Below are 24637 nucleotides of genomic sequence, written 5' to 3'. Positions count from 1 at the left end.
GAAGCCAAATCATGCATCGCAGGTTAGCCAAACGCCTTTTTCTGCCGCTCGTGTCGTTGTTCGGTGTGGAGTTCTCCCGCGCCTTCGCCCTGTTTTTGTTGATCGCTTTCTGTGCGGTTTGCCAACCTGCAGCCTATGCGGCACTCAATGGCGATGTGCCGTCACGCAGTGAAATACAAAGCCAGCTTGATGCGCTGAATAAGCAAAAGACGCTGACGCCGGTCAATAAACTCACGCAGCAAGACCTTACCCGAACCCTAGAACTGCTGGATGCCATCGATCGCACCAGGCAGGATGGCGCGCAGCTTAAGCAACAGCTGCAGCTGGCACCGGGCAAACTGCGCCAGGTCACCGACGATCTTGCGGCGCTCAAAACGCCGGTCGACAGTGTGGCCGCCCGGGCCGAACTGCTGCAGCTTTCCCTGCGCCAATTGGAAACCCGGCTTTACCAGACGCTCGATGACCTGCAGACGGCGCAGGAAAACCTGTCCACCTATAACAGCCAGCTGGTTTCGCTACAGACTCAACCGGAACGGGTGCAGAGCAGCATGTATACCGCGTCTCAGCGGCTGCAGGAAATTCGTAACCAGATCAACGATCAGACGCCGGGACAAAACTCGTTGCGTGACAGCCAACTGGTGATGCTGGCCACCGAGCAAACGCTACTCAACGCGCAGATAGATCTGCAACGCAAAAGTCTGGAAGCCAACACTACCCTGCAAGATTTGCTGCAGAAGCAGCGCGATTATACGACCGGGCATATCGATGCGCTCGACCACAACGTGCAACTGTTGCAAGAAGTGGTCAACAGCAAGCGCCTGACGCTGTCGGAAAAAACCGCCAAAGAGGCGCAGAATCCGGAAGACGCTACGGATATCCAGCACGACCAGTTGGTCAGCAAAGAGCTGGACGTTAACCGCCAGCTCAGCCAGCGGCTGATTGCCGCCACGGAAGAGAGCAACGTACTGTTCCAGCAGAATATTCGGGTGAAGAACTGGCTGGATCGCGGCCTGCAGGCGGAGCGTAATCTCAAGGAGCAGATCCAGGTGCTGAAAGGCAGTCTGGTGCTGTCGCGCATTCTGTATCAGCAGCAACAAAGCCTGCCGCAGGGCACGTTGGTGGCGGATATGGGCACGCGTATTGCCGATCTGCGCCTGGAACAGTTTGATATCAACCAGCAGCGCGACGACCTGTTCAAGGGTGACGATTACATCAACAAACTGGTCGCCGACAGCAAAGAAAAAGCCAGCGCCGACGTGCTGGATGCTCTGAATGAAATCGTCGATATGCGCCGTGAACTGTTGGATCAGTTAAACAAACAGCTCAGTAATCAGTTGGCACAATCGATCAGCCTGCAGATCAACCAACAGCAGTTAACCAGCGTTAACAGCTCGCTGCGCGATACCCTGACTCAGCAGATTTTCTGGGTAAACAGCAACAAACCGGTCGATCTGGCGTGGCTGAAAGCTTTGCCAGGGGCGGTTAGAGATCAACTGGCTGCGCTCGATTTCAAAGTCGACTTTGGCAAAATACTGCAGGGCGGACTGAATTCACTGGTCATGCTGATCCCGCTGCTGTTGCTGATCGGCCTGTTGCGCTGGCGTTACAAGCTGATAGACACCCACTTGCAGAGACTGGCCAATGACGTGGGGCAGTTAAAGCGTGATAGCCAGATGCACACCCCCAGGGCCATTGTGTTGACTCTGCTGAAGGTCCTGCCCGGTTCGGCATTGCTGTTGGGGGTGGGGTTCTGGTGTTACCGTGCAGAAATCGGTCTCAGTGACTTTCTCTGGGCGTTGTCGCAACAGTTGGCGCTGTTCTGGCTGATATTCGGCTTTACCTACCGCACGCTGGCACCTGGCGGCATCTGCGAACGGCATTTCAACTTCGCCGCCGAGCTTTGTGCGCATTATCGTCGTCAGACGGTGCGCCTTGGGCTGGCGCTGTTACCGCTGATTTTCTGGTCGGTGCTGGGCGAGAAAGCACCACTGCGGCTGGTGGAAGACGTTATCGGCCAGGTGGTGGTGATGTTGACGTTGGCACTGCTGGCAGTGCTGGTGTTTCCGTTGTGCCGCGACAGCTGGCGTGAAAAGGGCTCGCACGCGGTAAGGCTGATCATTGTCACCGCCATTGCCGCTACGCCGCTGATCCTGCTGGGGCTGATGTTCGCCGGCTATTTCTATACCACGTTGCGGTTAGCCGGCCGCTGGATCGACAGCCTGTATCTGTTCTTCCTGTGGAATATCGTCTATCTGACCGCCATTCGCGGGCTGAGCGTCGCGGCACGCCGTCTGGCTTATCGCCGCGCGATAGCTCGTCGTCAGAGCCTGGCGAAGGAGAAAGAGGGGGCTGAAGGGGTTGAACCGGTTGAGGAGCCGCCTTTGGCGCTCGATCAGATCAACCAGCAGTCGCTGCGGCTGACCACCATGGTGCTGTTTATTATCTTCGCCAGCGCCCTGTATGGCATTTGGTCAGATTTGGTGACGGTCATTTCGTACCTGGACAGCATTACGCTGTGGCATTACACCACCACTGTCGCCGGCAGCAGCGTGGCGCAGGCGGTGACGCTGGGCAACATGATGGTGGCGATAGCGGCGGTGATTGTCGCTTACGTGATGACACGCAACCTGCCCGGTCTGCTGGAAGTGGTGGTGCTGTCGCGGCTGCAACTGCGGCAGGGGACGTCTTACGCCGTCACCACCATACTCACCTACCTGATCACCACTGTGGGCGCGGTCACTGCACTGGGCTCGCTGGGTGTTTCCTGGGATAAATTGCAGTGGTTGGCCGCCGGTTTGACCGTCGGGTTGGGCTTCGGGCTGCAGGAGATTTTCGCCAACTTTGTTTCCGGCCTGATCATCCTGTTCGAACGGCCGATCCGTATCGGCGACACCATTACTATTGGCACTTTCTCCGGTTCGGTCAGCAAAATCCGCATTCGTGCCACCACCATCACTGACTTTGACCGCAAAGAGGTGATCATTCCGAATAAGGCATTTGTGACCGAACGGCTGATCAACTGGTCGCTGTCGGACACCATCACCCGCGTTTTAATCAAGGTAGGGGTGGCCTACGGATCCGATTTGGATAAGGTGAAAGCGGTGCTGCTCAAGGCGGCGCATGATAACCCACGCGTGATGAGCGATCCGGAGCCGCAGGTGTTCTTCCTGAATTTCGGTGCCAGCACGCTGGATCATGAACTGCGCCTTTACGTACGTGAGCTACGCGACCGCAGCTATACCGTTGACGAACTGAATCGCTCTATCGAACGCCTGTGTCGCGAAAACGACATCAACATTGCTTTCAACCAGCTCGAGGTCTATTTGCACAATCAGCAGGGCAACGAGGTGCAGGAAGTAAAACGGACGCTATCGTCGGATAAGGACGGCTCATCGGTAGGGGAGTAGAACGAGGATCCTGGGTTCAGCGCAGGCTGAACCCTTTTCACTGCCCGACAGGCAGATATGGGGAGGTAACGCCGTTGCGCTGCAGCTTTTCCTGGTAGTCACGTTTGACAATATCCAGCGCCGCCAGCGCGGTGGCGGGATCGATCTCATTGCATTCCAGCAGGTAAATCAGATCTACCGCCAGTTGCAATTCTGGTGAGGCATTTTCTAGAGACATAAAACCCACGTTTTAATTGAGATGAATGATACTTCGTTCGGCTGAGTATAGTGAACAAGCCCGATTGGGGGGAATAATCATTAAAATATTGTGATAAATCTTCAAAAACCGTTTTCTTTACGTTCAATACTGCGCTCAATGCGCGTCAGCGCTTGACGGCAACGCGTCAGTCGGCCTTCTAACGCAGCCAGCTCATGTTGAAGCTTTTGCTGTGCCGCCAGCGTCGTCTGCCTTCCCAGCAGGCTTTCCCGATCCTGAATCATTGCAATGATCCGACGTTCATAATCCTGATGTTCGGCCAGCTTGTGATACAGATCGACCGCTGCCACCTCTTTGGGCTGATTCTTACGGCGCAGCGTCTGGGTTGCCAGCTCGCGTTGCAGTGCGGTGAGCTGTGCCAGCAACTTTTCAGCCAGAAAGGCCACCTGAGTGGTGCGATTGTCGTTGGCCGCCGTCTGCAACTGGGCGAAGTTCTTTTGCACTTCGGCCAGATAATCGCGCAGTCGTGTACCGCGGTTAGAAAACAGCGCAGTATCGAAGCGTGCCTGAGGGATCGGCGCGTCGCCGCGGGGCGTGATCTCGCTGGCCAATACCTTGATTTGTTGTTCTAACGCTTCTAAAAGACGCTGGGTGCTCACGTCGGCTCCATTGGGGTGTTAGTGGGCTCAGCTTGCCCGCGATCGCGTCGTGAAACAAGCGCCGTGCATATATTCCGCCCGTTGCGGCTGGTGGCACGGGGGAAGGCGGTGATAAAGTAACGCCAGACAGGTTGATGGACAAGGGCTCGCATGACGCGTTGGTTATTGATTATCCTCGGTTGGTTGGCGGTGGTGTTGGCGACGTTGGGCGTGGTATTACCACTGCTGCCGACGACGCCGTTTCTGCTGTTGGCCGCCTGGTGCTTCGCCCGTTCGTCACCACGCTTCCACAGTTGGCTATTGTACCGCTCCTGGTTCGGGCCTTATCTGCGCCATTGGCAGCAGCATCGCGCCTTACCGCCAGGGGCTAAATGGAAGGCGGTGGTGGTGATTGTGCTGACATTCGCACTTTCGTTGTGGCTAGTGAAAATCTGGTGGGTGCGTGGAGTGCTGTTGCTGATGCTGGCTATTTTGCTGACCTTCATGTTGCGCTTGCCGGTTGTTGACTTATCGCAACAAAAACAGCGCTGATTGTGGCCTATGATATTCAATAGCTTTCAGGCTGCGTTTTGAAAGATGCAGGGGAAAGTTGCATTTGTCCGTCAGTTTGCATAGATTTGGGCGTTTTCGTGCGCGGGTGGCCTCCCATTCCCTGTTTATGCCGGGATCGGGTTCCAGACGATCGGCGCGCAAGTCATCAGGCAGTTTTATCAGGCAATAATTATGACCGCTACTGCACAGCAGCTTCAGTTTATTAAAGACAGTATCAAAACCATTCCGGATTACCCTAAGCCGGGCATACTGTTCCGTGACGTCACCAGCCTGCTGGAAAACCCGCTGGCTTATGCCGCCAGCATCGAATTGCTGGTTGAGCGCTTTCGCGAAGCGGGCGTGACCAAAGTGGTTGGCACCGAAGCGCGTGGTTTCCTGTTTGGCGCACCGGTGGCATTGGCGCTGGGCGTGGGCTTCGTTCCGGTGCGTAAACCGGGTAAGTTGCCGCGCGCGACGCTCAGCGAAAGCTATGAGCTGGAATACGGTACTGACCAACTGGAAATACACACCGATGCCATCAGTGCCGGTGATAAAGTGCTGGTGGTGGACGATCTGCTGGCAACCGGTGGCACCATCGAAGCCACCGCAAAACTGATCCGCCGTCTGGGCGGTGAGGTTAAAGACGCCGCTTTCATTATCAACCTGCCGGATCTCGGCGGTGAAGCGCGTTTGAACTCACTGGGTATTGAATGCTACTGCCTGGTCAACTTCGCCGGCCACTGATCTGCATTACCACAACGGCCTCGCGGATCGCCGCGGGGCTGTGTTAGCATGACCCTCCAGATTACTCGACTTTTCCGGTATTAATGAGCTATCAGGTTCTTGCCCGTAAGTGGCGCCCTCAAACGTTTGCAGATGTTGTCGGACAGGAACATGTCCTGACTGCGCTGGCTAACGGCCTCTCGCTGGGGCGGATTCATCACGCCTATCTGTTCTCGGGCACGCGCGGCGTGGGTAAAACCACCATTGCGCGCTTGCTGGCCAAAGGCCTGAACTGTGAAACCGGCATCACCGCCACGCCGTGCGGTCAATGCGACAACTGCCGCGAGATTGAGCAGGGGCGCTTTGTTGATCTGATCGAGATCGACGCCGCGTCCAGAACCAAGGTGGAAGATACCCGCGATCTGCTGGATAACGTCCAGTACGCACCCGCCCGCGGCCGCTTCAAGGTTTACCTGATTGACGAAGTGCACATGCTCTCGCGTCACAGCTTCAATGCGCTGTTGAAAACGCTGGAAGAGCCGCCTTCTCACGTCAAATTCCTGCTGGCGACGACCGATCCGCAAAAGTTGCCGGTCACTATCCTGTCGCGCTGCCTGCAATTTCATCTTAAGGCTCTGGATGTCGAGCAGATCCGCAACCAGTTGGAAACGGTTCTGCAGGCAGAACAAATCACCAGCGACCAGCGCGCGCTGCAGCTGATAGCACGTGCTGCCGACGGCAGTATGCGTGACGCGTTGAGCCTCACCGACCAGGCTATCGCGATGGGGCAAGGGCAGGTGACCACCACCACCGTCAGCCAAATGCTCGGTACGTTGGACGACGAACAGCCGCTGGCAATCCTCGAAGCGTTGGTGAGCGCAGATGGCGAAAAGGTGATGGCGCAGGTCGCGCAAGCCGCTTCACGCGGTGTTGACTGGGAAAACCTGCTGATCGAAACGCTGGCCTTGCTACACCGGATCGCGATGGTGCAGTTACTGCCATCGGTACTGGACAATCATTACGCCGCCATTGAACAGCGGCTGCGTGAGCTGGCGCGTACTTTGCCGCCGACGGACGTACAGCTTTATTACCAAACCCTGCTGGTCGGCCGTAAAGAGCTGGCCTTTGCCCCGGATCGCCGTATGGGGGTTGAGATGACCCTGCTGCGTGCGCTGGCATTTCACCCGAAAGCGGTGATCCCGGAGCCGGTGGCGATGGTGCAAACCGCACCGGCGCAGATGGCGCAACCGCAGGCTCAGCAGGTGGCTCAGCCACCACAGTTTCAGGACGCGCCACCGCCGTTAGGCCAGGTTGCGCCACAGAATAATCAGCAGGCTAATTTACCGGATGCCACAGCACAATTGTTAAAGGCGCGCACCCAGCTGTTGCGGCAGGGAGCATCCACACCAAAAAAGAGTGAACCGGCGGCGCCAGGAAAAGCGCGGCCGGCAAACTCAGCACTGGAGCGGTTGGCTTCCGTGACTGAGCGCAGCCAGCAGCGCCAGGCGGAAAAACTTGTTCAGCAAAAACCGGCCAAGCCGGAAGCTTATCGCTGGCGTGCACAGACCGAGCCCGAGGCAGAGCCGGAACCGCTGGCGACGCCAAAAGCGCTGCGCACGGCTCTTGAGCATGAAAAAACGCCCGAACTGTCAGCCAAGCTGGTGGTGGAGTCGCTGGAACGCGATGCCTGGGCGGCAGAAATCGATAAGCTGAAAATTCCAAAACTGGTGCAGCAACTGGCGTTGAACGCGGTTAAAGAAGTGCTGGAACCAGGTAAAATTTGTCTCCATCTGCGGTCGTCGCAGCGCCATCTGAACTCGCCTTCGGCGCAGAAGGTGTTGACCGATGCACTCACCGAGCTGTACGGCAGTCCGGTTGAACTGACCGTGGTGGAAGACGATAATCCGGCGGAGCGGACTCCGCTGGAGTGGCGCCAAGCCATTTATGAAGAAAAACTGGCGCAGGCGCGCCAGTCGATCGTTGCGGATACCAATATCCAAACGCTGCGCCGGTTCTTCGACGCAGACCTGGATGAAGAGAGTATTCGCCCCATTTAAACGCCGCGTAAAGTGCGCGGCCCTAGCGACGAGAGACGACTATGTTTGGTAAAGGCGGTCTGGGCAACCTGATGAAGCAAGCCCAGCAAATGCAAGAAAAAATGCAGCAGATGCAGGAAGAAGTCGCCAAATTGGAAGTGACTGGCGAATCTGGCGCCGGTCTGGTGAAAGTCACCATCAACGGTGCGCACAACTGCCGTCGTGTGGAGATCGATCAGAGTCTGATGGAAGACGACAAAGACATGCTGGAAGATCTGATCGCCGCTGCGATTAACGATGCTGCGCGCCGTATCGACGAAACCCAGAAAGAGAAGATGGCGTCTGTATCCAGCGGCATGCAACTGCCACCTGGCTTTAAGATGCCGTTCTAATGCAGACCAGCCCGCTCCTTGAAACACTGATGGAGGCGTTGCGCTGCCTGCCGGGCGTTGGCCCGAAGTCGGCGCAGCGTATGGCGTTCCAGCTGTTGCAGCGCGATCGCAGTGGTGGGATGCGTCTGGCGCAGGCGCTGACCCGCGCCATGTCAGAGATTGGCCACTGTGCCGATTGCCGTACGTTCACCGAGCAGGACGTTTGCACCATCTGCGCCAATCCGCGCCGTCAGCAAAACGGCCAGATCTGCGTGGTGGAAAGCCCGGCGGATATTCACGCCATCGAGCAGACCGGCCAGTTTGCCGGACGTTACTTTGTGCTGATGGGCCATCTGTCGCCGATGGACGGCATTGGGCCCGGTGATATCGGTCTGGATCGGCTGGAGCAACGGCTGGAAAAAGAAAGCATCACTGAAGTGATCCTGGCCACCAACCCGACGGTGGAAGGTGAGGCAACCGCCAACTATATCGCCGAGATGTGCGGCCAGTATGGCGTGGTCGCCAGCCGCATAGCCCACGGCGTGCCGGTGGGCGGTGAACTGGAAATGGTCGACGGCACCACGTTGTCGCATTCATTGGCCGGTCGTCACGTTATCAAGTTTTGATGTTTTCCTCTGATGGGGCTATTTGGCCCCGTCAGCTATCTGCAAAAATTTCCCGCCAGCCGCTTGAAAAACAACGCCCTTGTCCCCACTTAATCCTCATTGTTCGCTTTTGGTAGCTATTGTCTTTGAGGTAATCAATGAGTATGAAAGGTCAAGAAACCCGTGGTTTCCAGTCTGAAGTAAAACAACTGCTTCATTTGATGATTCATTCGCTGTACTCCAATAAAGAAATTTTCCTGCGCGAGCTGATCTCCAACGCCTCGGATGCCGCCGATAAGCTGCGTTTCCGCGCACTGTCGACGCCTGAGCTGTATGAAGGTGACGGCGAGCTGCGTGTGCGCCTTTCCTTCGATAAAGAACAGCGTACGTTGACCATTGCCGACAACGGTATTGGCATGAGCCGTGAGGAAGTGATTGAAAACCTGGGTACCATCGCCAAGTCAGGTACCAAAGCCTTCCTGGAATCCATCGGTTCCGATCAGGCCAAAGACAGCCAGCTGATTGGTCAGTTCGGCGTGGGTTTCTACTCCGCGTTCATCGTGGCGGATAAAGTCACCGTGCGCACTCGTGCCGCGGGCGCTCCGGCCGATCAAGGCGTGTTCTGGGAATCTGTCGGCGAAGGCGATTACACCATTGCCGATATCAGCAAAGAAGATCGCGGTACCGAAATTACCCTGCATCTGCGCGAAGGCGAAGATGAGTATCTCGATGCCTGGCGTCTGCGTTCCGTGATCGGCAAATACTCCGACCACATTGCACTGCCGGTTGAGATTGAAAGCAAAAACGAAGAAGACGGCACCGTCACCTGGGAAAAAATCAACAAGGCGCAGGCCCTGTGGACCCGCAGCAAGGCTGACGTGACCGACGAAGAATACAAAGAGTTCTACAAGCACATCGCGCACGACTTTACCGATCCGCTGAGCTGGAGCCACAATCGGGTGGAAGGCAAGCAGGAATACACCAGCCTGCTGTACATTCCTGCCCAGGCGCCATGGGACATGTGGAACCGCGATCACAAGCACGGGCTGAAGCTGTACGTGCAGCGCGTGTTCATCATGGACGACGCTGAACAGTTCATGCCGAACTACCTGCGTTTCGTGCGTGGCCTGATAGATTCCAACGATCTGCCGCTGAACGTTTCGCGTGAGATCCTGCAAGACAGCCGTGTGACCCAGAACCTGCGCGGTGCGCTGACCAAGCGTGTGTTGCAGATGCTGGAGAAACTGGCTAAAGACGATGCGGAAGGCTACCAGAAGTTCTGGCAGCAGTTTGGTCTGGTGTTGAAAGAGGGCCCGGCGGAAGATGGTGGCAACAAAGAAGCCATTGCCAAGCTGCTGCGCTTTGCTTCCACCCACAATGACAGCTCGGCGCAAACCGTCTCGCTGGAAGAGTACGTGGGCCGCATGGCAGAAGGGCAGGAGAAGATTTATTACATCACCGCCGACAGCTATGCTGCCGCCAAGAGCAGCCCGCACCTGGAACTGTTCCGCAAGAAAGGCATTGAAGTGCTGCTGCTTTCCGACCGCATCGACGAATGGATGATGAGCTACCTGACCGAGTTCGACGGCAAGCCGTTCCAATCCGTCAGCAAGGCAGATGACGCGTTGGACAAGCTGGCAGACGAAACCGAAGAGCAGAAGGCCGCCGAGAAGCAGCTGGAGCCCTTTGTTGACCGTGTGAAAACCCTGCTGGGCGATCGCGTGAAGGACGTGCGTCTGACGCACCGTCTGACCGACACGCCGGCTATCGTTATCACCGATGCCGACGAAATGAGCACCCAGATGGCGAAGCTGTTTGCCGCTGCGGGCCAGGAAGCGCCGGCGGTGAAGTACATTTTCGAACTGAATCCGGAGCATGCGTTGGTCAAACGCGCATCCGATGTGGGCGATAACGAACAATTCGCCGAATGGATTGATCTGTTATTGGATCAGGCACTGCTGGCTGAACGCGGCACCCTGGAGGATCCAAATCAGTTTATCCGTCGTATGAATAAACTGTTGTCCGCATAATTCCGAGTATATACGCCCAAAATTCGCGGATTTTGGGCGTATTTTTTTGTTTTTCCTGCCGATTTTCCGCGCTTTATTCTCTGTTTCCTCCCTTTGGCGCCGCAATCGATTTCCTCGCGTACCTTGAGCCAGCCCCCCCTGAAATGGTATGGTTGAGCGTTTTCGCAATTTTATAAAAACTACATAGCAAGGGGATTTACGCAATGCGTATCATTCTGCTGGGCGCTCCGGGCGCTGGTAAAGGTACTCAGGCTCAATTCATCATGGAGAAATACGGTATTCCGCAAATCTCCACGGGTGATATGTTGCGCGCAGCCGTGAAGGCCGGCAGTGAATTGGGCAAGCAGGCGAAAGAAATCATGGACGCCGGCAAGCTGGTGACCGATGAGTTGGTCATTGCACTGGTTAAAGAACGCATCACCCAGGAAGATTGCCGTAAAGGTTTTCTGCTGGACGGTTTCCCGCGCACCATTCCACAGGCTGACGCGATGAAAGAAGCCGGCATCAATGTGGATTACGTGCTGGAATTTGACGTACCGGACGAGCTGATTATCGATCGCATCGTTGGTCGTCGCGTACATGCCCCTTCTGGCCGCGTGTACCACATTAAATTCAATCCGCCGAAGGTGGAAGGTAAAGACGACGCGACCGGTGAAGAACTGACAACTCGTAAAGACGATCAGGAAGAAACCGTACGTAAACGTCTGGTGGAATACCATCAGATGACTGCACCGCTGATTTCCTACTACAGCAAAGAAGCTGCTGCAGGTAACACCCAATACCGTAAAATCGACGGCACCCGCAAAGTGACCGAAGTGAGCGCCGAACTGGCGAACATCCTCGGCTAATCGGTTTTTCATTGCTGTGCATAGCGCCAGGCCTCATCCGCCTGGCGTTTTTTTTATTATTTACCCGCCGAATTGTGATCGCCGTGGCTTGTTGCGCCTGTGCCCTTTAATCCACCGAGAGAAATGGCGTATAACTCCCCCATCTTAATCCCCGGGGACAATCCGCATGCTCAGACCAACCCATTTGCTGGCAGAATCTACCGCACGCCAGATCGTGCAGCGGGCGATGAGCATCATCAGCCATTCTGTCAATGTGATGGACAGCAACGGCGTCATCATCGCTTCCGGCAACCCCTCACGCCTGTTCCAGCGTCATGAAGGCGCTGTTCTGGCGCTGACCGAAAACCGGGTGGTGGAAATCGATGCGGTGACTGCCGCGCACCTCAAGGGAGTGCGGCCCGGCATCAATTTGCCCTTCAGTTTTCACAGCCAACAGGTAGGGGTGATCGGTATTTCCGGTGAACCCGCGCAGGTACGTGCCTATGCCGAACTGGTGAAAATGGCGGCCGAAATGATGGTGGAGCAGGCGGCGTTGCTGGATCAACATCAGTGGGAAAAACGCTACCGCGAGGAACTGGCCAATCAGTTGCTGCAACCGCAGCCGGCATCAGGCTCGCTGGAGGCGATGGCCGCCTACCTGGGGTTAGATCTGCAACAGCCACGGATTGTCTGGATCGCAGAATTACAGGACACGCAGCCGCACCTGCTGCGTGAATTGCTGACGGAGCTGGAGCAGACTCAGCGCGAAGCGCTGATCGCCATCACCGGGTTCAACGAAATGATCCTGCTGCGTCCTGCCAGTCTGGTGCAGGGGGAGTGGAATGTGAAGCAGGAGCGCAAACAGGCGCAGCAGTTGCAGAGCCAGCTTCAGTCGCGTTTCAACCTGCGGTTGATTGTCGGTGGTTTCTTTAGCGGCGAAGCAGGGTTGCACCGTTCAAGCCTGACGGCTCGCGCCACCCAGGCGATGGCGAAACGCTTGAAGTTACGGCACAAGACGCTGTTTTACCAAGATTATCCGCTACCGTCACTGCTGTGCGATCTGGGTGAAGACTGGCGGGCTCAAGAGCTTTCCCGCCCCTGGCAGGTTTTGGGCGAACAGGATGAAAAAGGGGTATTACGCAGCACGCTGAGGCACTATTTTTCGCGGAATTGTGATCAGACGCAGACCGCCGCCGAGCTTCATATTCACGTCAATACCTTGCGCTATCGCCTGCAGCGTATTGAAGCCATTACTGAATTAAAAATCAATCAGTTAACGGACGCCTTGCAGCTGTATATCGGCATGCTGATGCACGGCTGAGTTGTGTAAAACCACAACTTTCCGCTGTGTGCGCACGCATGTTTTTGTGGCTTTCTCTCACGCCAATGTCCGGCGCTCAGGATATGTTTTCCCCACACCAACAACGGGGAAAACAATAATGACAACGGTATCCACGCTTGGGGCGCTGGTGGCATTGGTCGTCGCTATCGTCCTGATTTTACGCAAGGTCCCGCCTGCCTACGGCATGATTGCCGGTGCGCTGGCGGGCGGATTATGCGGCGGCGCCGATCTGGTGCAGACCGTGACGCTGATGATCACCGGTGCGCAGGGCATTACCAATGCCGTGATGCGCATTTTGGCGGCGGGGGTGCTGGCCGGGGTGTTGATCGAGTCCGGCGCGGCGCACACCATCGCTGAAACCATCGTCCGCAAAGTCGGGGAAACCCGTGCGCTGTTAGCGCTGGCGGTAGCTACACTGATCCTGACGGCAGTGGGCGTATTTATCGACGTTGCGGTGATCACCGTGGCGCCGATTGCCCTTTCCATCGCTCAGAAGGCCGGGATCTCGCGTGCGGCGATATTGCTGGCGATGATCGGCGGCGGCAAGGCCGGTAACGTGATGTCACCAAACCCCAACACCATTGCCGCAGCCGACAACTTCCACGTGCCGCTGACCTCGGTGATGATGGCCGGTATCGTGCCAGGATTGTGCGGATTGATCGTGGCCTATCTGCTGGCCCGCCGTTTGAGTGATAAGGGCGATAAGGTGATGGCGGAAGAGCTGACGCAGCAAGCCGAAGGCATTCGTCCGGGCTTTGCGGCGGCGATCAGCGCACCCTTGGTTGCCATTGTTCTGCTGTCGCTGCGGCCGATCGCCGGTATTGCCATCGATCCGCTGATAGCGTTGCCGCTGGGCGGTCTGGTGGGCGCATTGCTGATGGGCCGCATCCGCCAGTGCAACCAGTTTATGGTTTCCGGCCTGTCCCGTATGGCGCCGGTAGCGATTATGCTGCTTGGCACCGGTACGCTGGCAGGCATTATCGCCAACTCTTCGCTGAAGGACGTGCTCATCAGCGGGTTGACCAGCACCGGCATGCCGGCCTGGCTGCTGGCTCCGCTTTCTGGGGCATTAATGTCGATGGCCACCGCTTCGACAACCGCCGGTACCGCCGTGGCATCCGGTGTCTTCAGCAGCACTCTGCTGGAGCTGGGCGTCAGCGGGCTGGCGGGAGCGGCTATGATCCATGCCGGCGCGACGGTGCTGGATCACCTGCCGCACGGCAGCTTCTTCCATGCCACCGGCGGCAGCGTCAATATGGCCGTGCATCAACGGTTGAAGCTACTGCCTTATGAAACACTGGTCGGTTTTACCATCGCGGCCGTCTCGGCGGTGATGTTTGGCGTATTTAATCTGGCGGGATAAGGAAGAGTAATGAAAACGCTGAAAAAAGTGGTGATTGCGCCGGATTCGTTTAAAGAAAGCCTGAGTGCGTTGGAGGTGGCGGAAGCCATCGAACGCGGCTTCCGCCAGATCTTCCCGCAGGTACAGTATGTGAAGCTACCCATGGCGGACGGCGGCGAAGGCACGGTGGATTCGATGGTGGCAGCTACGGGCGGGGAAATCGTCAGGGTCACGGTCACTGGGCCGTTGGGCCAGCCGGTACAGGCCTTCTATGGTTTGCTGGGAGAGGGAGAAACTGCCGTTATCGAGATGGCGGCGGCTTCCGGGTTGCATCTGGCTCCCAAGGCGCAGCGAGATCCGCGCATGACCACCAGTTATGGCACCGGTGAGCTGATCCAGGCTGCGTTGGATCGCGGCGTTAAGACGATTATTCTTGGCATTGGCGGCAGCGCCACCAACGACGGCGGGGCCGGTATGATGCAGGCGCTTGGGGCCAGACTGCTGGACGATAATCGACAGGCTTTGCCGCCTGGAGGGGCCGCGCTGGCGCAGTTGGCCTATATCGATCTTTCCGGGGTGGATCCGCGTCTGCAGCAGGTGAGCATCACGGCGGCCTGCGACGTGGATAATCCTTTGTGTGGTGCTAACGGAGCCTCCGCGGTGTTTGGCCCGCAGAAGGGGGCCACGCCGGAAATGGTCACGCAGTTGGATGCGGCGCTGCGCCATTATGGCACATTGCTGGAACAGGCTACCGGTCGTGAGATTATCAACGCGCCCGGGGCAGGAGCGGCAGGGGGAATGGGTGCGGCATTGCTTGGCATGCTAAACGCCCGGTTGCGCCCCGGTATTGAGATCGTGATCGAAACCCTTCAATTGGAAGAGGCGTTGCGTGATGCCGACCTGGTGATCACCGGCGAAGGGCGACTGGACAGTCAGTCTATCCACGGCAAAACGCCGATTGGCGTGGCGCGGGTGGCCAAACGCTTTGGTTTGCCGGTGATCGGCATTGCCGGCAGCCTGTCGAAAGATTATCAGGTGGTGCACCAGCACGGTATAGACGCCGCTTTTTCGGTGCTCGATCGCGTTGTCTCTCTGGAGGAAGCGTTGGCGGAAGCGGCCGATAACCTGGAGGTGACGGCGCGTAATGTGGCGGCGGTCTGGCGACTGGCGCAGAGTTAATATCATTCCCCTTTATCATGGGCAACGCCTGTTGCTGATATCGGTTCCGACGAGGCGCTTTTCCGTTACAATAGGCGTCATTAATCGACGTTAACCCCCTGACCCAGAACAGGGGGTTAGCTTGCAAGGAATCAAGGGGAACTGAGATGAAGCAAGAGAAACACGGGGTATTGCTGGTGAACCTGGGCACGCCGGATGCTCCGACCTCGTCGGCGGTAAAACGCTATCTGAAGGAATTCCTCAGTGACGACCGCGTAGTGGATACAGCCCCATTGATCTGGTGGCCGATCCTCAACGGTGCGATCCTGCCGATCCGTTCGCCGCGCGTTGCCAAGCTGTATAAGTCAGTATGGATGGACGAAGGCTCACCACTGCTGGTCTACAGCCGCCGTCAGCAGCGCGCATTGGCCGCACGTATGCCGAACACGCCGGTTGAATTGGGCATGAGCTACGGTTCACCGAGCCTGGGCGAAGCGATAGACAAGCTGTTGGCACAGGGCGTGACCAATCTGGTAGTACTGCCGTTGTACCCGCAATACTCCTGTTCAACCAGTGCAGCCGTGTGGGACGGCGTGGCGCGCATACTGAAAGGCTATCGCCGCCTGCCGTCGATCAGCTTTATCCGCGACTATGCCGAACACCCGGCCTACATCGCCGCATTGCGTCAAAGCGTGGAGCGTTCGTTTGCCGAGCATGGCCAACCGGACCGGCTGGTGCTGTCATTCCACGGCATTCCCAAGCGCTATGCACGCCTTGGCGACGATTATCCGCAGCGTTGTGAGGATACGTTTCGTGCATTGACCGACACTTTGTTGTTGGCGCCGGATCGGGTCATGATGACCTACCAGTCGCGTTTTGGCCGTGAACCCTGGTTGACGCCGTATACCGACGAAACCCTCAAAGGCCTGCCTGCGCAAGGCGTTAAACATATTCAGCTTATCTGCCCAGGTTTTTCGGCGGACTGTCTGGAAACGCTGGAAGAAATCAAAGAGCAAAACCGCGAAATCTTCCTCGAGGCGGGCGGCGAGAAGTTTGAGTACATTTCTGCGCTGAACGACGAACCGGCGCACATTGATATGATGCAGCAACTGGTGGCGCAGCACCTCTGATCCCCAGAGCGCAAAATAGTGACAGTCATCATCAATCGGGCAGGAATGTGCTAACATTCTCTGCCTGTTAACTGCCACTGCCGCCAAATAAATGAAATTTCCTGGTAAACGTAAGTCCAAACACTATTTTCCGGTGAACGCCCGCGATCCGCTCTTGCAGCAAGCTCAGCCTGAAAATGAAATCAGCACCTCCTATATCGTCGGTATCGATCAGACGCTGGTGGATATCGAAGCCAAAGTGGACGATGCCTTCGTCCAGCGTTACGGTCTGAGCCTGGGGCACTCCCTGGTGATTGAGGATGACGTTGCCGAGGCGCTGTATCAGGAACTGATCGACAATAATCTGATCACCCACCAATTTGCCGGCGGCACCATCGGCAATACTCTGCACAACTACTCCGTGCTGGCGGACGACCGTTCCGTTCTGCTCGGCGTGATGTGCAGCAATATCAAGATTGGCAGCTACGCCTATCGCTATCTGTGCAACACCTCCAGCCGTACCGATCTTAACCACCTGCAGGCGGTTGACGGTGCTATTGGCCGCTGCTTTACGCTGATCGGCGAAAGCGGCGAACGGACCTTTGCCATCAGCCCCGGGCAGATGAATCAACTGCGGCCGGAAAGCGTGAAGGAAGAGGTGATTGCCGGTGCTTCGGCGCTGGTGCTGACGTCATATTTGGTGCGCTGCAAGGAAGGGGAGCCGATGCCGGCTGCCACCATGCAGGCAATTGAATTTGCCAAAAAGCACGACGTACCGGTGGTACTGACGCTGGGCACCAAGTACGTGATCGCCGATAACCCGCAATGGTGGCGCGACTTCCTGCAACAACACGTGTCGATCCTGGCGATGAACGAAGATGAAGCGCTGGAGTTGACCGGGTTGAGCGATCCATTGACTGCCTCTGACATGGCGCTTGAATGGGTGGATCTGGTGCTGTGCACCGCCGGGCCAAACGGTCTGTATATGGCGGGTTATACCGAAGAGTCGAATAAGCGGGAAACCCAGCATCCGCTGCTGCCGGGGCATATTGCCGAATTCAACCGCTATGAGTTCAGCCGCGCCATGCGCCGTGAAAGCTGTGAAAATCCGTTCCGCATCTATTCGCACATCGCGCCTTACATGGGCGGGCCGGAGAAAATCATGAACACCAACGGTGCCGGTGATGGCGCACTGTCGGCGTTGCTGCATGATATCGCCGCCAACGGTTATCACCGCAATAACGTGCCTAATTCCAGCAAGCACGTTCGCAGCTATCTGACCTATTCCTCGCTGGCGCAGGTGTGTAAATACGCTAACCGTGTCAGCTATCAGGTGCTGAATCAGCATTCGCCGCGCCTGACGCGTGGCCTGCCGGAGCGGGAAGACAGTCTGGAAGAGTCTTACTGGGAACGCTAACAAGCAAAAGGTCCGGCAAGCCGGACCTTAGATTACTCATAAAGCGCGTTATTAGGGAGAGCGTGCCGAAGGGGTCGTAGCGGCTTGCCCGCCGGAGCGCCCCTCGGTGCGCTAGGCCCGGCTATCTCGGGTTCAAAAACAACTTGTCATCAGATTAAGGTCCGGCATGCCGGACCTTTTTTATATCGAATCGCCGATCAGATCGGGCAACCGCCCATTTTCTCTTCTTCACTCAGCGTATCCAGTTTGAGAATATTCAGCATGCTGTTGGCGATTTCTCGTTCGCCCATCACCACCTGATTCGCCCCGCGATCGGAGATATAAGACACTTCGTCATCGTAGTGCGCACGGGCGATGATCTCGATGTTCGGCCGCTTGGTACGTGCCGAAGCCACGATTTCACCGGCCTCGTAACCGTTGGGAATGGTCAGCAACAGCCAGCGTGCACAGTCGAGTCGCGCCAGATCCATCACTTCCGGATTGGCAGCGTTGCCCAGCACCGTTTTGATGCCTTGTTCACGCAGGGCTTCCACCCGTGGGCGGGAGTTCTCGATCACCACCAGCGGAATACCGGCTTCGGCCAACTTTGCCCCCAGCAGGCTGCCGACGCGGCCATAGCCGACCACCAGCGCATGGTTGCACATATCGACCGGGATCTGCTTTTCTTCTTCCACCGCTTCTTCCATTATCTGGTCTTCCATGGTTTCGGTTTTGGCCAGATAACGCTCAAGCAGCGTGAACAGCAACGGATTCAACATAATCGACAAGATAGCCCCGGCCAGCACCAGATTGCGGCCGTGCTCCGACATCATGCCCAGCGTGATCCCAAGGCCGGCCAGAATGAAGGCGAACTCGCCAATCTGCGCCAGACTGGCAGAAATGGTCAGCGCGGTGCGTTTGGAGTGGCCGAACATTTTCACCAGCAGGAACGCTGCCGCCGATTTCCCGAACACGATAATCGCCAGCGTTGCCAGCACCGCCAGCGGCTCGTTGATCAGGATCATCGGATCAAACAGCATGCCGACCGACACAAAGAACAGCACGGCGAAGGCATCGCGCAACGGTAAGGTATCGTGGGCCGCGCGATGGCTCAGCTCCGACTCGTTCAGCACCATGCCGGCGAAGAAGGCTCCCAGGGCAAAGGAAACGTCGAACAGCTTCACCGCGCCATAGGCAATGCCGAGCGCCAGTGCCAACACGGCAAGGGTAAACAGCTCGCGCGAGCCGGTGCTGGCGGTTTTCGCCAGGATCCACGGCACCAGCCGGCGGCCCACCACAATCATCAGCGCAATAAAGGCGATGACTTTACCAATGGTGATTGCCAGCTCAGTCAGCAACTGGCCGCTGCTGGCGTTGTCATTGCCCAGCATGTTGCCGAACGCAGGCAGCAATACCAGCGTCAGCACCATCGCCAGGTCTTCAACGATCAGCCAGCCAATGGCGATTTGCCCGCGCTGGCTGTCGATCAGTTGGCGTTCTTCCAGCGCACGCAGCAGCACCACGGTACTGGCGGTAGAAAGACAGAGACCGAACACCAGGCCGGAAATCAAATCCCAGCCGAGCAGCTTTGATAGCCCCATACCCAACAGAGTGGCGACGGCAATCTGTGCCACGGCACCGGGAATAGCGATATGTTTAACTGCCAGGAGGTCTTTAAGCGAGAAATGGAGGCCAACACCGAACATCAACAGGATCACGCCGATTTCCGCCAGTTCCGGTGCCAGCGAGGTGTCGGCAACAAAACCGGGGGTAAAAGGGCCGGCGAGCACGCCTGCGGCAAGATACCCCACCAGCGGGGAGATGCGCAGGCGATTCGCCAGCATTCCGAGGAGGAAGGCAAGTACTAACCCTCCGACAATGGTGGTGATTAAGGGTGTTGAATTATGCATCCAGACTCCTTCTAGCTATGCATGGCAGCAGAGGGGAAACGCAACAAAGTTACGAAAAGATACATTTAGTTTATTGCATTTGTTCGCGTCTTGCTTAGCTAAATTGAGCTTTTTTGCGAAAAAGCAGAGGATTCCGCTTTGGGCAGGGCAGTAAGGGGATTTAACACTAAATAAGTCAAATAACGTTGGTTTGTTCGGGAGATAACCCGACTGAGCGCAATGATTCAGCCGGGTTTTATCAGGGTTATTACGAGTTATGGTCCATATTAGGCAGTAATGCGGTGATAATGCCGATCAGTGGCAAGAAAGCACAGATTTGGTAGACCAATTCGATACTGGTCAAATCTGCGACATAACCAAGAACGGCTGCGCCTAATCCCCCCATACCAAAAGCAAAACCGAAGAATAAACCGGAAACCATACCCACTTTCCCGGGGATCAGCTCCTGTGCATAAACCAGAATGGCCGAAAATGCCGAAGCGAGAATTACCCCGATAATGACGGTTAAAATGCCGGTCCAGTAGAGAGAAGCATAGGGTAAAGCCAGCGTAAATGGCGCGGCACCCAGTATTGAGCCCCAAATAACATATTTACGCCCTATCTTGTCGCCGAGAGGCCCGCCAATTATGGTTCCTGCTGCTACGGCAAACAGGAATGCAAACAGGTGAAACTGCGCATTCTGCACGGAAACGCCGAACTTATGTATCAAATAAAAGGTGTAATAGCTGCTGATACTGGCCAAGTAGAAGTATTTGGAAAAAATCAGTACCAGCAGGATGCCCAGCGCATAGGTGACAGTACGTTTTGGCAGCGGTTTCACCGTCGAGGAGGCTTTTGGCTGACCTTTTGTTGCCCGGTGCTGATGTTGATACCATTTGCTGACTTGCAACAGCACCACAATAGCCAACAGCGCGGCCAGTGAGAACCAGGCCACGTTACCTTTGCCATAAGGCGCAATAATCAGCGCGGCCAGCAGGGGGCCGAGAGAGCTGCCAAAGTTACCGCCGACCTGGAACAACGATTGAGCCAGGCCATGTCGGCCACCGGAGGCCATGCGCGCAACGCGGGAGGACTCAGGGTGGAATACCGAGGAACCGGTGCCGACCAGCGCCGCTGCCAGCAGCACCAGCGGGAAGGTATTGGCGACGGACAGCAGCAGCAGCCCACACAGCGTAAAGCCCATGCCGATCGGCAACGAATAGGGCTGCGGGTGTTTATCCGTGTAGTAACCGATTAACGGTTGCAATAGGGAAGCCGTGAGCTGATAGGTCAGAGTAATCATACCGATCTGCACGAAGCTGAGGCTGAAGTCAGCCTGCAGGATCGGGTAAATCGCCAGGATCAGCGATTGAATCATGTCGTTAAGCAGGTGAGAGACGCTGATGGCACCGAGAATCGAGAATGCAGTCCCTTTAACCGCGCTGCCCTTGGCCGGTGGCATGGCAGTATCGCTACGGTCGGTCATTTTATTATTAGCCTGGTAAGTTTTAGAGGACAGAGCAGATATCTTAGCAAGTTGTTCAATATTTGCCATATCCGACATAATTTGACGTATATCGCAAAAATTTGAAATCAAAGGGCTTTGTTTCGCGTTACAATTTCGGTCACCTCAAAAAAGCCGTTAATGATCATATGGAGTTCTGCCATGCGCTTTTCGTTAAAAACCACCGCATGCGCTTTGGCCATATCCCTGACTTTCCTGTCGGGAGCCGCCAGCGCCTGGGAAAAGGATAAGACCTACGACATCACCATTTTGCACACCAACGATCACCACGGCCATTTCTGGCAGAACGATCATGGCGAATATGGCTTGGGTGCACAGAAAACCTTGGTAGACAGCATCCGTCAGGAAGTCGCGGCGCAGGGGGGCAGTCTGTTGCTGCTGTCGGGCGGTGATATCAACACCGGCGTGCCGGAATCCGATCTGCAAGATGCCGAGCCGGACTTCCGCGGCATGAATCTGGTGGGTTACGACGCAATGGCGATCGGTAACCATGAATTCGACAACCCGCTCAGCGTGCTGCGTCAGCAGGAAAAGTGGGCGACCTTCCCACTGCTGTCGGCCAACATTTATCAAAAAAGCACCCAGCAGCGTCTGTTCAAGCCCTATGCCTTATTTGACAAGCAGGGGATCAAGATTGCGGTCATCGGCCTGACGACGGATGACACGGCCAAGATTGGCAACCCGGAGTATTTTACCGACATCGAGTTCCGTGTTCCTGCACAGGAAGCCAAACAGGTAGTGGAGCAATTGCGTAAGGACGAAAAGCCGGACGTGATTATCGCCGCAACGCACATGGGCCATTACGATGACGGCAATCACGGCTCCAACGCGCCGGGCGATGTTGAGATGGCGCGCAGCCTGCCTGCCGGCTATCTGGACATGATCGTTGGTGGTCATTCGCAGGATCCGGTCTGTATGGCGAACGAGAACCACAAGCAGGTGGATTATGTGCCGGGCACGCCGTGCGCGCCGGATCGTCAGAACGGCACCTGGATTGTGCAGGCGCATGAGTGGGGCAAGTACGTGGGCCGCGCCGATTTCCAGTTCCGTAACGGTGAACTGAAGCTGGTGCATTACCAACTGATTCCGGTCAACCTGAAGAAGAAGGTGGAGAAAGCCGACGGCACCAGTGAGCGCGTGTTTTACACCCAACAGATCGCAGAAGATCCTTCCATGATGAAGCTGCTGACGCCGTTCCAGGAAAAAGGTAAGGCGCAGTTGGACGTCAAGATTGGCAGCGTCAACGGCAAGCTGGAAGGAGACCGCAGCAAAGTGCGCTTTGTACAGACCAACCTGTCACGCGTCTTGTTGGCAGCGCAGATGGAACGTGCCGAGGCTGATTTTGCGGTGATGAGCGGTGGCGGGGTGCGTGACTCGATTGAAGGCGGCGATATCACCTATAAAAACGTGCTGAAAGTGCAGCCATTCGGCAATACGCTGGTCTACGTCGAGATGAAAGGCAGCGACGTGGAAAAATACCTGGCTGTAGTCGCCAACATGAAGGTAGATTCCGGGGCCTATGCGCAGTTTGCCAACGTTAGCCTAACGGCGGACGGTCAGGGCGTCAGCAACGTCAAGATCAAGGGGGAACCGCTGCAGGCGGACAAAACCTACCGTATGGCCACGTTGAACTTCAATGCGTTGGGCGGCGACGGTTATCCGAAGCTGGATACCCTGCCAAGCTACGTCAACACCGGGTTTATCGATGCCGAAGTCTTGAAGCAATACATCGAGAAGCACTCACCGCTGGACGCAGCGGTTTATGAGCCTAAAGGCGAGATCGTTTATCAATAATATTATGGCGGCTTTTACCGGTTAAAAGCCGCCGTCGATTTTCCCCGCATTACCACACTTCTAGTATAAAAGAATTCTAATATTATTAATTTCAATATTGTTTTCCCTGTCTTGCATAATTGTATTTCTATTTTCTTTGTCTATACCTTTAGGGTTAATGATTTTATCTTTCTTAAATCATAATTTTTTCAGGGAATAAAACTCAGCGAAATAATCGTGATTGAAGAGGAAATGAAATGTACAGGACAGCAGTGCTTTTATATGGCGTCGTCGGCTATTTTTTGGGGTTGGTTGGCTTTGTTTTGCTTATTTTATTACTTAACGGCTGGGGGCTGAGAAATATGGTCGCCGTTAGGGAGGATACCGACGTACGGCTCTGGCTGGTGAATATCGTTTTGCTTTTGCTTTTGCTGTTTGGCTTGGTGCATTCCGTTATGGCCCATGAGAGGTTCAAGGCCCGTTTGGCGCTGTCTCCGGCATTGGAAAGAAGCTCCTATGTGTTAATTGCCGGTGCGTCGTTGGCGCTACTGGCGCTTGTGTGGCAACCACTGCCGGGCGTCTTGTGGCGGTTACCGCCAGACAGTGTTGCCGCATGGGGGCTTAACGGTATTAGTGCGCTAGGCTGGCTCGTGGTCTTTGCGTCAACCTGCATGATCAGCCACACCGACTTATTTGGCTTGCGACAATCCTGGCTGCAATGGAGAGAACGCCAATATACCGATTTGCCTTTTCAGGTAAGAGGATTTTACCGGTTGACACGGCATCCCATGATGACGGGAATGTTACTGGCATTTTGGTTCACGCCAGAGATGACCGCTGGGCGTCTATTATTTAATTCAGGTATGACATTATATATTTTGGTGGGTGTTTATTTTGAAGAACGTAGCCTGCTTAAAGCTTTAGGGGCGGATTATCAGCGGTATTGCCGACATGTTCCCATGTTGTTGCCGCGAATGGGGATACGGAATAAGCCGACGGAGTAATCAGATCCCGCGGCCGACGTTGGGACTGCGGCCGCGTCATCAGGCTTCTAGTCGCGCTTGGCGATATCGGCGAAGCTGCCGGCCAACAGCCGGCAAAGATCTTGCGCCGCCAGTTCGATGTCCAGCCCGCGTTTACCGCCGGAGACATAAATGGTGGCGAACTGCTGTGCCGGGCTGTCGATCACCGTTGGCAGCCGCTTTTTTTGCCCCAGCGGGCTGATGCCGCCGACCAGATAACCCGTCACGCGCTGCGCCAGTAGCGGATCGGCCATCTCTGCCTTTTTGGCGCCGAGCGCACGAGCGACCTTTTTCAGATCCAACTGTGTAGCTACCGGTGTGACCGCCACTGCCAGATGTTTGGCGTCGCCGTTCAGCGCCACCAGTAACGTTTTATAGACGCGATCTGCATCCAGCCCCAATTTTTTCACTGCTTCATCGCCGAAGTTGGTTTCAGCACTGTCGTGATGATAAGGATGAAGGGTAAAAGCGACTTTTTGTTTCTCAAGCAGGATCACTGCGGGCGTCATGTGTTTTCCTCTTCCCTGTTAAGCGGGAGGTTGCAAACGGATGCAACAAAATTACAAAAATATAACGGTAACAGCAACCTGAGTGGCAGCCGCGTAAAGCGGGTTGCCAAGATGTTCACTGGGTTGCTACCCTGTCTGTTGTAACCGTTAACACGGTTGCTATGCGTATAACTAAAATACAAGAAAT

20 protein-coding genes and 1 other annotated feature are annotated in these 24637 nt (G+C 55.9%); of the genes, 15 read left to right on the top strand and 5 right to left on the bottom strand.

Features of this window, described 5'->3' with window-relative positions; genetic code table 11:
• The first annotated feature begins 11 nt into the window (after positions 1-11).
• Entirely contained in the window at positions 12-3407 is a 3396-nt protein-coding gene (mscK, locus tag ACMGG1_RS18895; protein WP_414160932.1) for a mechanosensitive channel MscK, read from the top strand.
• Between the two features lie 37 nt (positions 3408-3444).
• On the opposite strand, the gene rsmS is transcribed toward mscK, so the two are convergent.
• Together rsmS and priC are read right to left on the bottom strand one after the other, a co-directional pair.
• Positions 3445-3624: a pleiotropic regulatory protein RsmS gene (rsmS, locus tag ACMGG1_RS18890; protein ID WP_020825528.1), complete on the bottom strand. Its 180-nt coding sequence runs from the start codon at positions 3622-3624 to the stop codon at positions 3445-3447.
• A gap of 101 nt (positions 3625-3725) precedes the next feature.
• Positions 3726-4262 (bottom strand): primosomal replication protein PriC, encoded by a 537-nt coding sequence (gene priC, locus ACMGG1_RS18885; RefSeq protein WP_020825529.1) that lies wholly within the window; start codon positions 4260-4262, stop codon positions 3726-3728.
• 150 nt (positions 4263-4412) lie between these two features.
• On the opposite strand from priC, the gene ACMGG1_RS18880 reads away from it, so the two are divergent.
• From ACMGG1_RS18880 to ACMGG1_RS18825, 12 genes are all read left to right on the top strand, one after another.
• Entirely contained in the window at positions 4413-4793 is a 381-nt protein-coding gene (locus ACMGG1_RS18880) for a DUF454 family protein (protein ID WP_020825530.1), read from the top strand.
• 192 nt (positions 4794-4985) lie between these two features.
• The gene (gene apt, locus ACMGG1_RS18875) at positions 4986-5537 is read left to right on the top strand and encodes an adenine phosphoribosyltransferase (protein WP_020825531.1); all 552 of its coding nucleotides are present in this window, start codon (positions 4986-4988) and stop codon (positions 5535-5537) included.
• A gap of 83 nt (positions 5538-5620) precedes the next feature.
• Positions 5621-7573 carry a DNA polymerase III subunit gamma/tau gene (dnaX, locus tag ACMGG1_RS18870; protein WP_046374335.1) on the top strand — a complete coding sequence of 651 codons (1953 nt, stop codon included), beginning with the start codon at positions 5621-5623 and terminating at the stop codon, positions 7571-7573.
• Positions 6906-6970: a sequence feature (DnaX frameshifting element), on the top strand. Its footprint overlaps the gene before it by 65 nt.
• Before the next feature lie 41 nt (positions 7574-7614).
• Positions 7615-7944 carry a YbaB/EbfC family nucleoid-associated protein gene (locus ACMGG1_RS18865; RefSeq protein ID WP_020825533.1) on the top strand — a complete coding sequence of 110 codons (330 nt, stop codon included), beginning with the start codon at positions 7615-7617 and terminating at the stop codon, positions 7942-7944.
• Entirely contained in the window at positions 7944-8549 is a 606-nt protein-coding gene (gene recR / locus ACMGG1_RS18860; RefSeq protein WP_020825534.1) for a recombination mediator RecR, read from the top strand. The genes ACMGG1_RS18865 and recR overlap by 1 nt, the downstream gene beginning before the upstream one ends.
• A gap of 143 nt (positions 8550-8692) precedes the next feature.
• Entirely contained in the window at positions 8693-10558 is a 1866-nt protein-coding gene (gene htpG, locus ACMGG1_RS18855) for a molecular chaperone HtpG (protein ID WP_020825535.1), read from the top strand.
• Between the two features lie 203 nt (positions 10559-10761).
• On the top strand, positions 10762-11406 hold the full coding sequence (gene adk, locus ACMGG1_RS18850) for an adenylate kinase (RefSeq protein ID WP_020825536.1): 645 nt from the start codon (positions 10762-10764) through the stop codon (positions 11404-11406).
• A 166-nt stretch (positions 11407-11572) separates the two neighbouring features.
• A complete protein-coding gene (locus tag ACMGG1_RS18845) occupies positions 11573-12706 on the top strand; it encodes a sugar diacid recognition domain-containing protein (protein WP_020825537.1) in 1134 nt (377 codons plus the stop codon).
• 118 nt (positions 12707-12824) lie between these two features.
• On the top strand, positions 12825-14090 hold the full coding sequence (locus ACMGG1_RS18840) for a GntP family permease (protein WP_201895664.1): 1266 nt from the start codon (positions 12825-12827) through the stop codon (positions 14088-14090).
• 9 nt (positions 14091-14099) lie between these two features.
• Positions 14100-15248: a glycerate kinase gene (locus ACMGG1_RS18835; RefSeq protein WP_262215519.1), complete on the top strand. Its 1149-nt coding sequence runs from the start codon at positions 14100-14102 to the stop codon at positions 15246-15248.
• 146 nt (positions 15249-15394) lie between these two features.
• Positions 15395-16357 carry a ferrochelatase gene (gene hemH, locus ACMGG1_RS18830; RefSeq protein ID WP_414160931.1) on the top strand — a complete coding sequence of 321 codons (963 nt, stop codon included), beginning with the start codon at positions 15395-15397 and terminating at the stop codon, positions 16355-16357.
• A 91-nt stretch (positions 16358-16448) separates the two neighbouring features.
• On the top strand, positions 16449-17753 hold the full coding sequence (locus tag ACMGG1_RS18825) for an inosine/guanosine kinase (RefSeq protein WP_020825541.1): 1305 nt from the start codon (positions 16449-16451) through the stop codon (positions 17751-17753).
• 197 nt (positions 17754-17950) lie between these two features.
• Here ACMGG1_RS18825 and ybaL read toward each other — a convergent pair whose 3' ends face one another.
• Positions 17951-19642, bottom strand: coding sequence for a YbaL family putative K(+) efflux transporter (ybaL, locus tag ACMGG1_RS18820; protein WP_041414282.1), 1692 nt, complete (start codon positions 19640-19642; stop codon positions 17951-17953).
• 247 nt (positions 19643-19889) lie between these two features.
• Positions 19890-21107, bottom strand: a complete 1218-nt coding sequence (locus tag ACMGG1_RS18815) for an MFS transporter (protein ID WP_020825543.1) — start codon at positions 21105-21107, stop codon at positions 19890-19892.
• Between the two features lie 180 nt (positions 21108-21287).
• Here ACMGG1_RS18815 and ushA point away from each other — a divergent pair, with 180 nt between their 5' ends.
• A complete protein-coding gene (gene ushA / locus ACMGG1_RS18810) occupies positions 21288-22940 on the top strand; it encodes a bifunctional UDP-sugar hydrolase/5'-nucleotidase UshA (protein ID WP_414160930.1) in 1653 nt (550 codons plus the stop codon).
• 236 nt (positions 22941-23176) lie between these two features.
• Positions 23177-23923 carry a methyltransferase family protein gene (locus ACMGG1_RS18805; protein ID WP_414160929.1) on the top strand — a complete coding sequence of 249 codons (747 nt, stop codon included), beginning with the start codon at positions 23177-23179 and terminating at the stop codon, positions 23921-23923.
• A 47-nt stretch (positions 23924-23970) separates the two neighbouring features.
• On the opposite strand, the gene ybaK is transcribed toward ACMGG1_RS18805, so the two are convergent.
• Positions 23971-24450, bottom strand: a complete 480-nt coding sequence (gene ybaK, locus ACMGG1_RS18800; RefSeq protein WP_020825546.1) for a Cys-tRNA(Pro)/Cys-tRNA(Cys) deacylase YbaK — start codon at positions 24448-24450, stop codon at positions 23971-23973.
• Positions 24451-24637 lie beyond the last annotated feature (187 nt).

Origin of the sequence: Serratia sp. BNK-12, assembly GCF_047456085.1 — a bacterium.
Taxonomy (GTDB): domain Bacteria; phylum Pseudomonadota; class Gammaproteobacteria; order Enterobacterales; family Enterobacteriaceae; genus Serratia; species Serratia liquefaciens.
This window is presented reverse-complemented; position numbering and strand designations above follow the sequence as displayed.

Excerpts from the sequence above, each read along its gene's own strand:
- adk (WP_020825536.1), top strand. The coding sequence starts at position 10,762 with ATGCGTATCATTCTGCTGGGCGCTCCGGGCGCTGGTAAAGGTACTCAG.
- ACMGG1_RS18805 (WP_414160929.1), top strand. The coding sequence starts at position 23,177 with ATGTACAGGACAGCAGTGCTTTTATATGGCGTCGTCGGCTATTTTTTG.
- ushA (WP_414160930.1), top strand. The coding sequence starts at position 21,288 with ATGCGCTTTTCGTTAAAAACCACCGCATGCGCTTTGGCCATATCCCTG.
- ACMGG1_RS18880 (WP_020825530.1), top strand. The coding sequence starts at position 4,413 with ATGACGCGTTGGTTATTGATTATCCTCGGTTGGTTGGCGGTGGTGTTG.
- ACMGG1_RS18845 (WP_020825537.1), top strand. The coding sequence starts at position 11,573 with ATGCTCAGACCAACCCATTTGCTGGCAGAATCTACCGCACGCCAGATC.
- hemH (WP_414160931.1), top strand. The coding sequence starts at position 15,395 with ATGAAGCAAGAGAAACACGGGGTATTGCTGGTGAACCTGGGCACGCCG.
- ACMGG1_RS18815 (WP_020825543.1), bottom strand. The coding sequence starts at position 21,107 with ATGACCGACCGTAGCGATACTGCCATGCCACCGGCCAAGGGCAGCGCG.
- ACMGG1_RS18865 (WP_020825533.1), top strand. The coding sequence starts at position 7,615 with ATGTTTGGTAAAGGCGGTCTGGGCAACCTGATGAAGCAAGCCCAGCAA.
- recR (WP_020825534.1), top strand. The coding sequence starts at position 7,944 with ATGCAGACCAGCCCGCTCCTTGAAACACTGATGGAGGCGTTGCGCTGC.
- ybaK (WP_020825546.1), bottom strand. The coding sequence starts at position 24,450 with ATGACGCCCGCAGTGATCCTGCTTGAGAAACAAAAAGTCGCTTTTACC.
- ACMGG1_RS18840 (WP_201895664.1), top strand. The coding sequence starts at position 12,825 with ATGACAACGGTATCCACGCTTGGGGCGCTGGTGGCATTGGTCGTCGCT.
- dnaX (WP_046374335.1), top strand. The coding sequence starts at position 5,621 with ATGAGCTATCAGGTTCTTGCCCGTAAGTGGCGCCCTCAAACGTTTGCA.
- mscK (WP_414160932.1), top strand. The coding sequence starts at position 12 with ATGCATCGCAGGTTAGCCAAACGCCTTTTTCTGCCGCTCGTGTCGTTG.
- ybaL (WP_041414282.1), bottom strand. The coding sequence starts at position 19,642 with ATGCATAATTCAACACCCTTAATCACCACCATTGTCGGAGGGTTAGTA.
- htpG (WP_020825535.1), top strand. The coding sequence starts at position 8,693 with ATGAAAGGTCAAGAAACCCGTGGTTTCCAGTCTGAAGTAAAACAACTG.
- apt (WP_020825531.1), top strand. The coding sequence starts at position 4,986 with ATGACCGCTACTGCACAGCAGCTTCAGTTTATTAAAGACAGTATCAAA.
- ACMGG1_RS18825 (WP_020825541.1), top strand. The coding sequence starts at position 16,449 with ATGAAATTTCCTGGTAAACGTAAGTCCAAACACTATTTTCCGGTGAAC.
- rsmS (WP_020825528.1), bottom strand. The coding sequence starts at position 3,624 with ATGTCTCTAGAAAATGCCTCACCAGAATTGCAACTGGCGGTAGATCTG.
- ACMGG1_RS18835 (WP_262215519.1), top strand. The coding sequence starts at position 14,100 with ATGAAAACGCTGAAAAAAGTGGTGATTGCGCCGGATTCGTTTAAAGAA.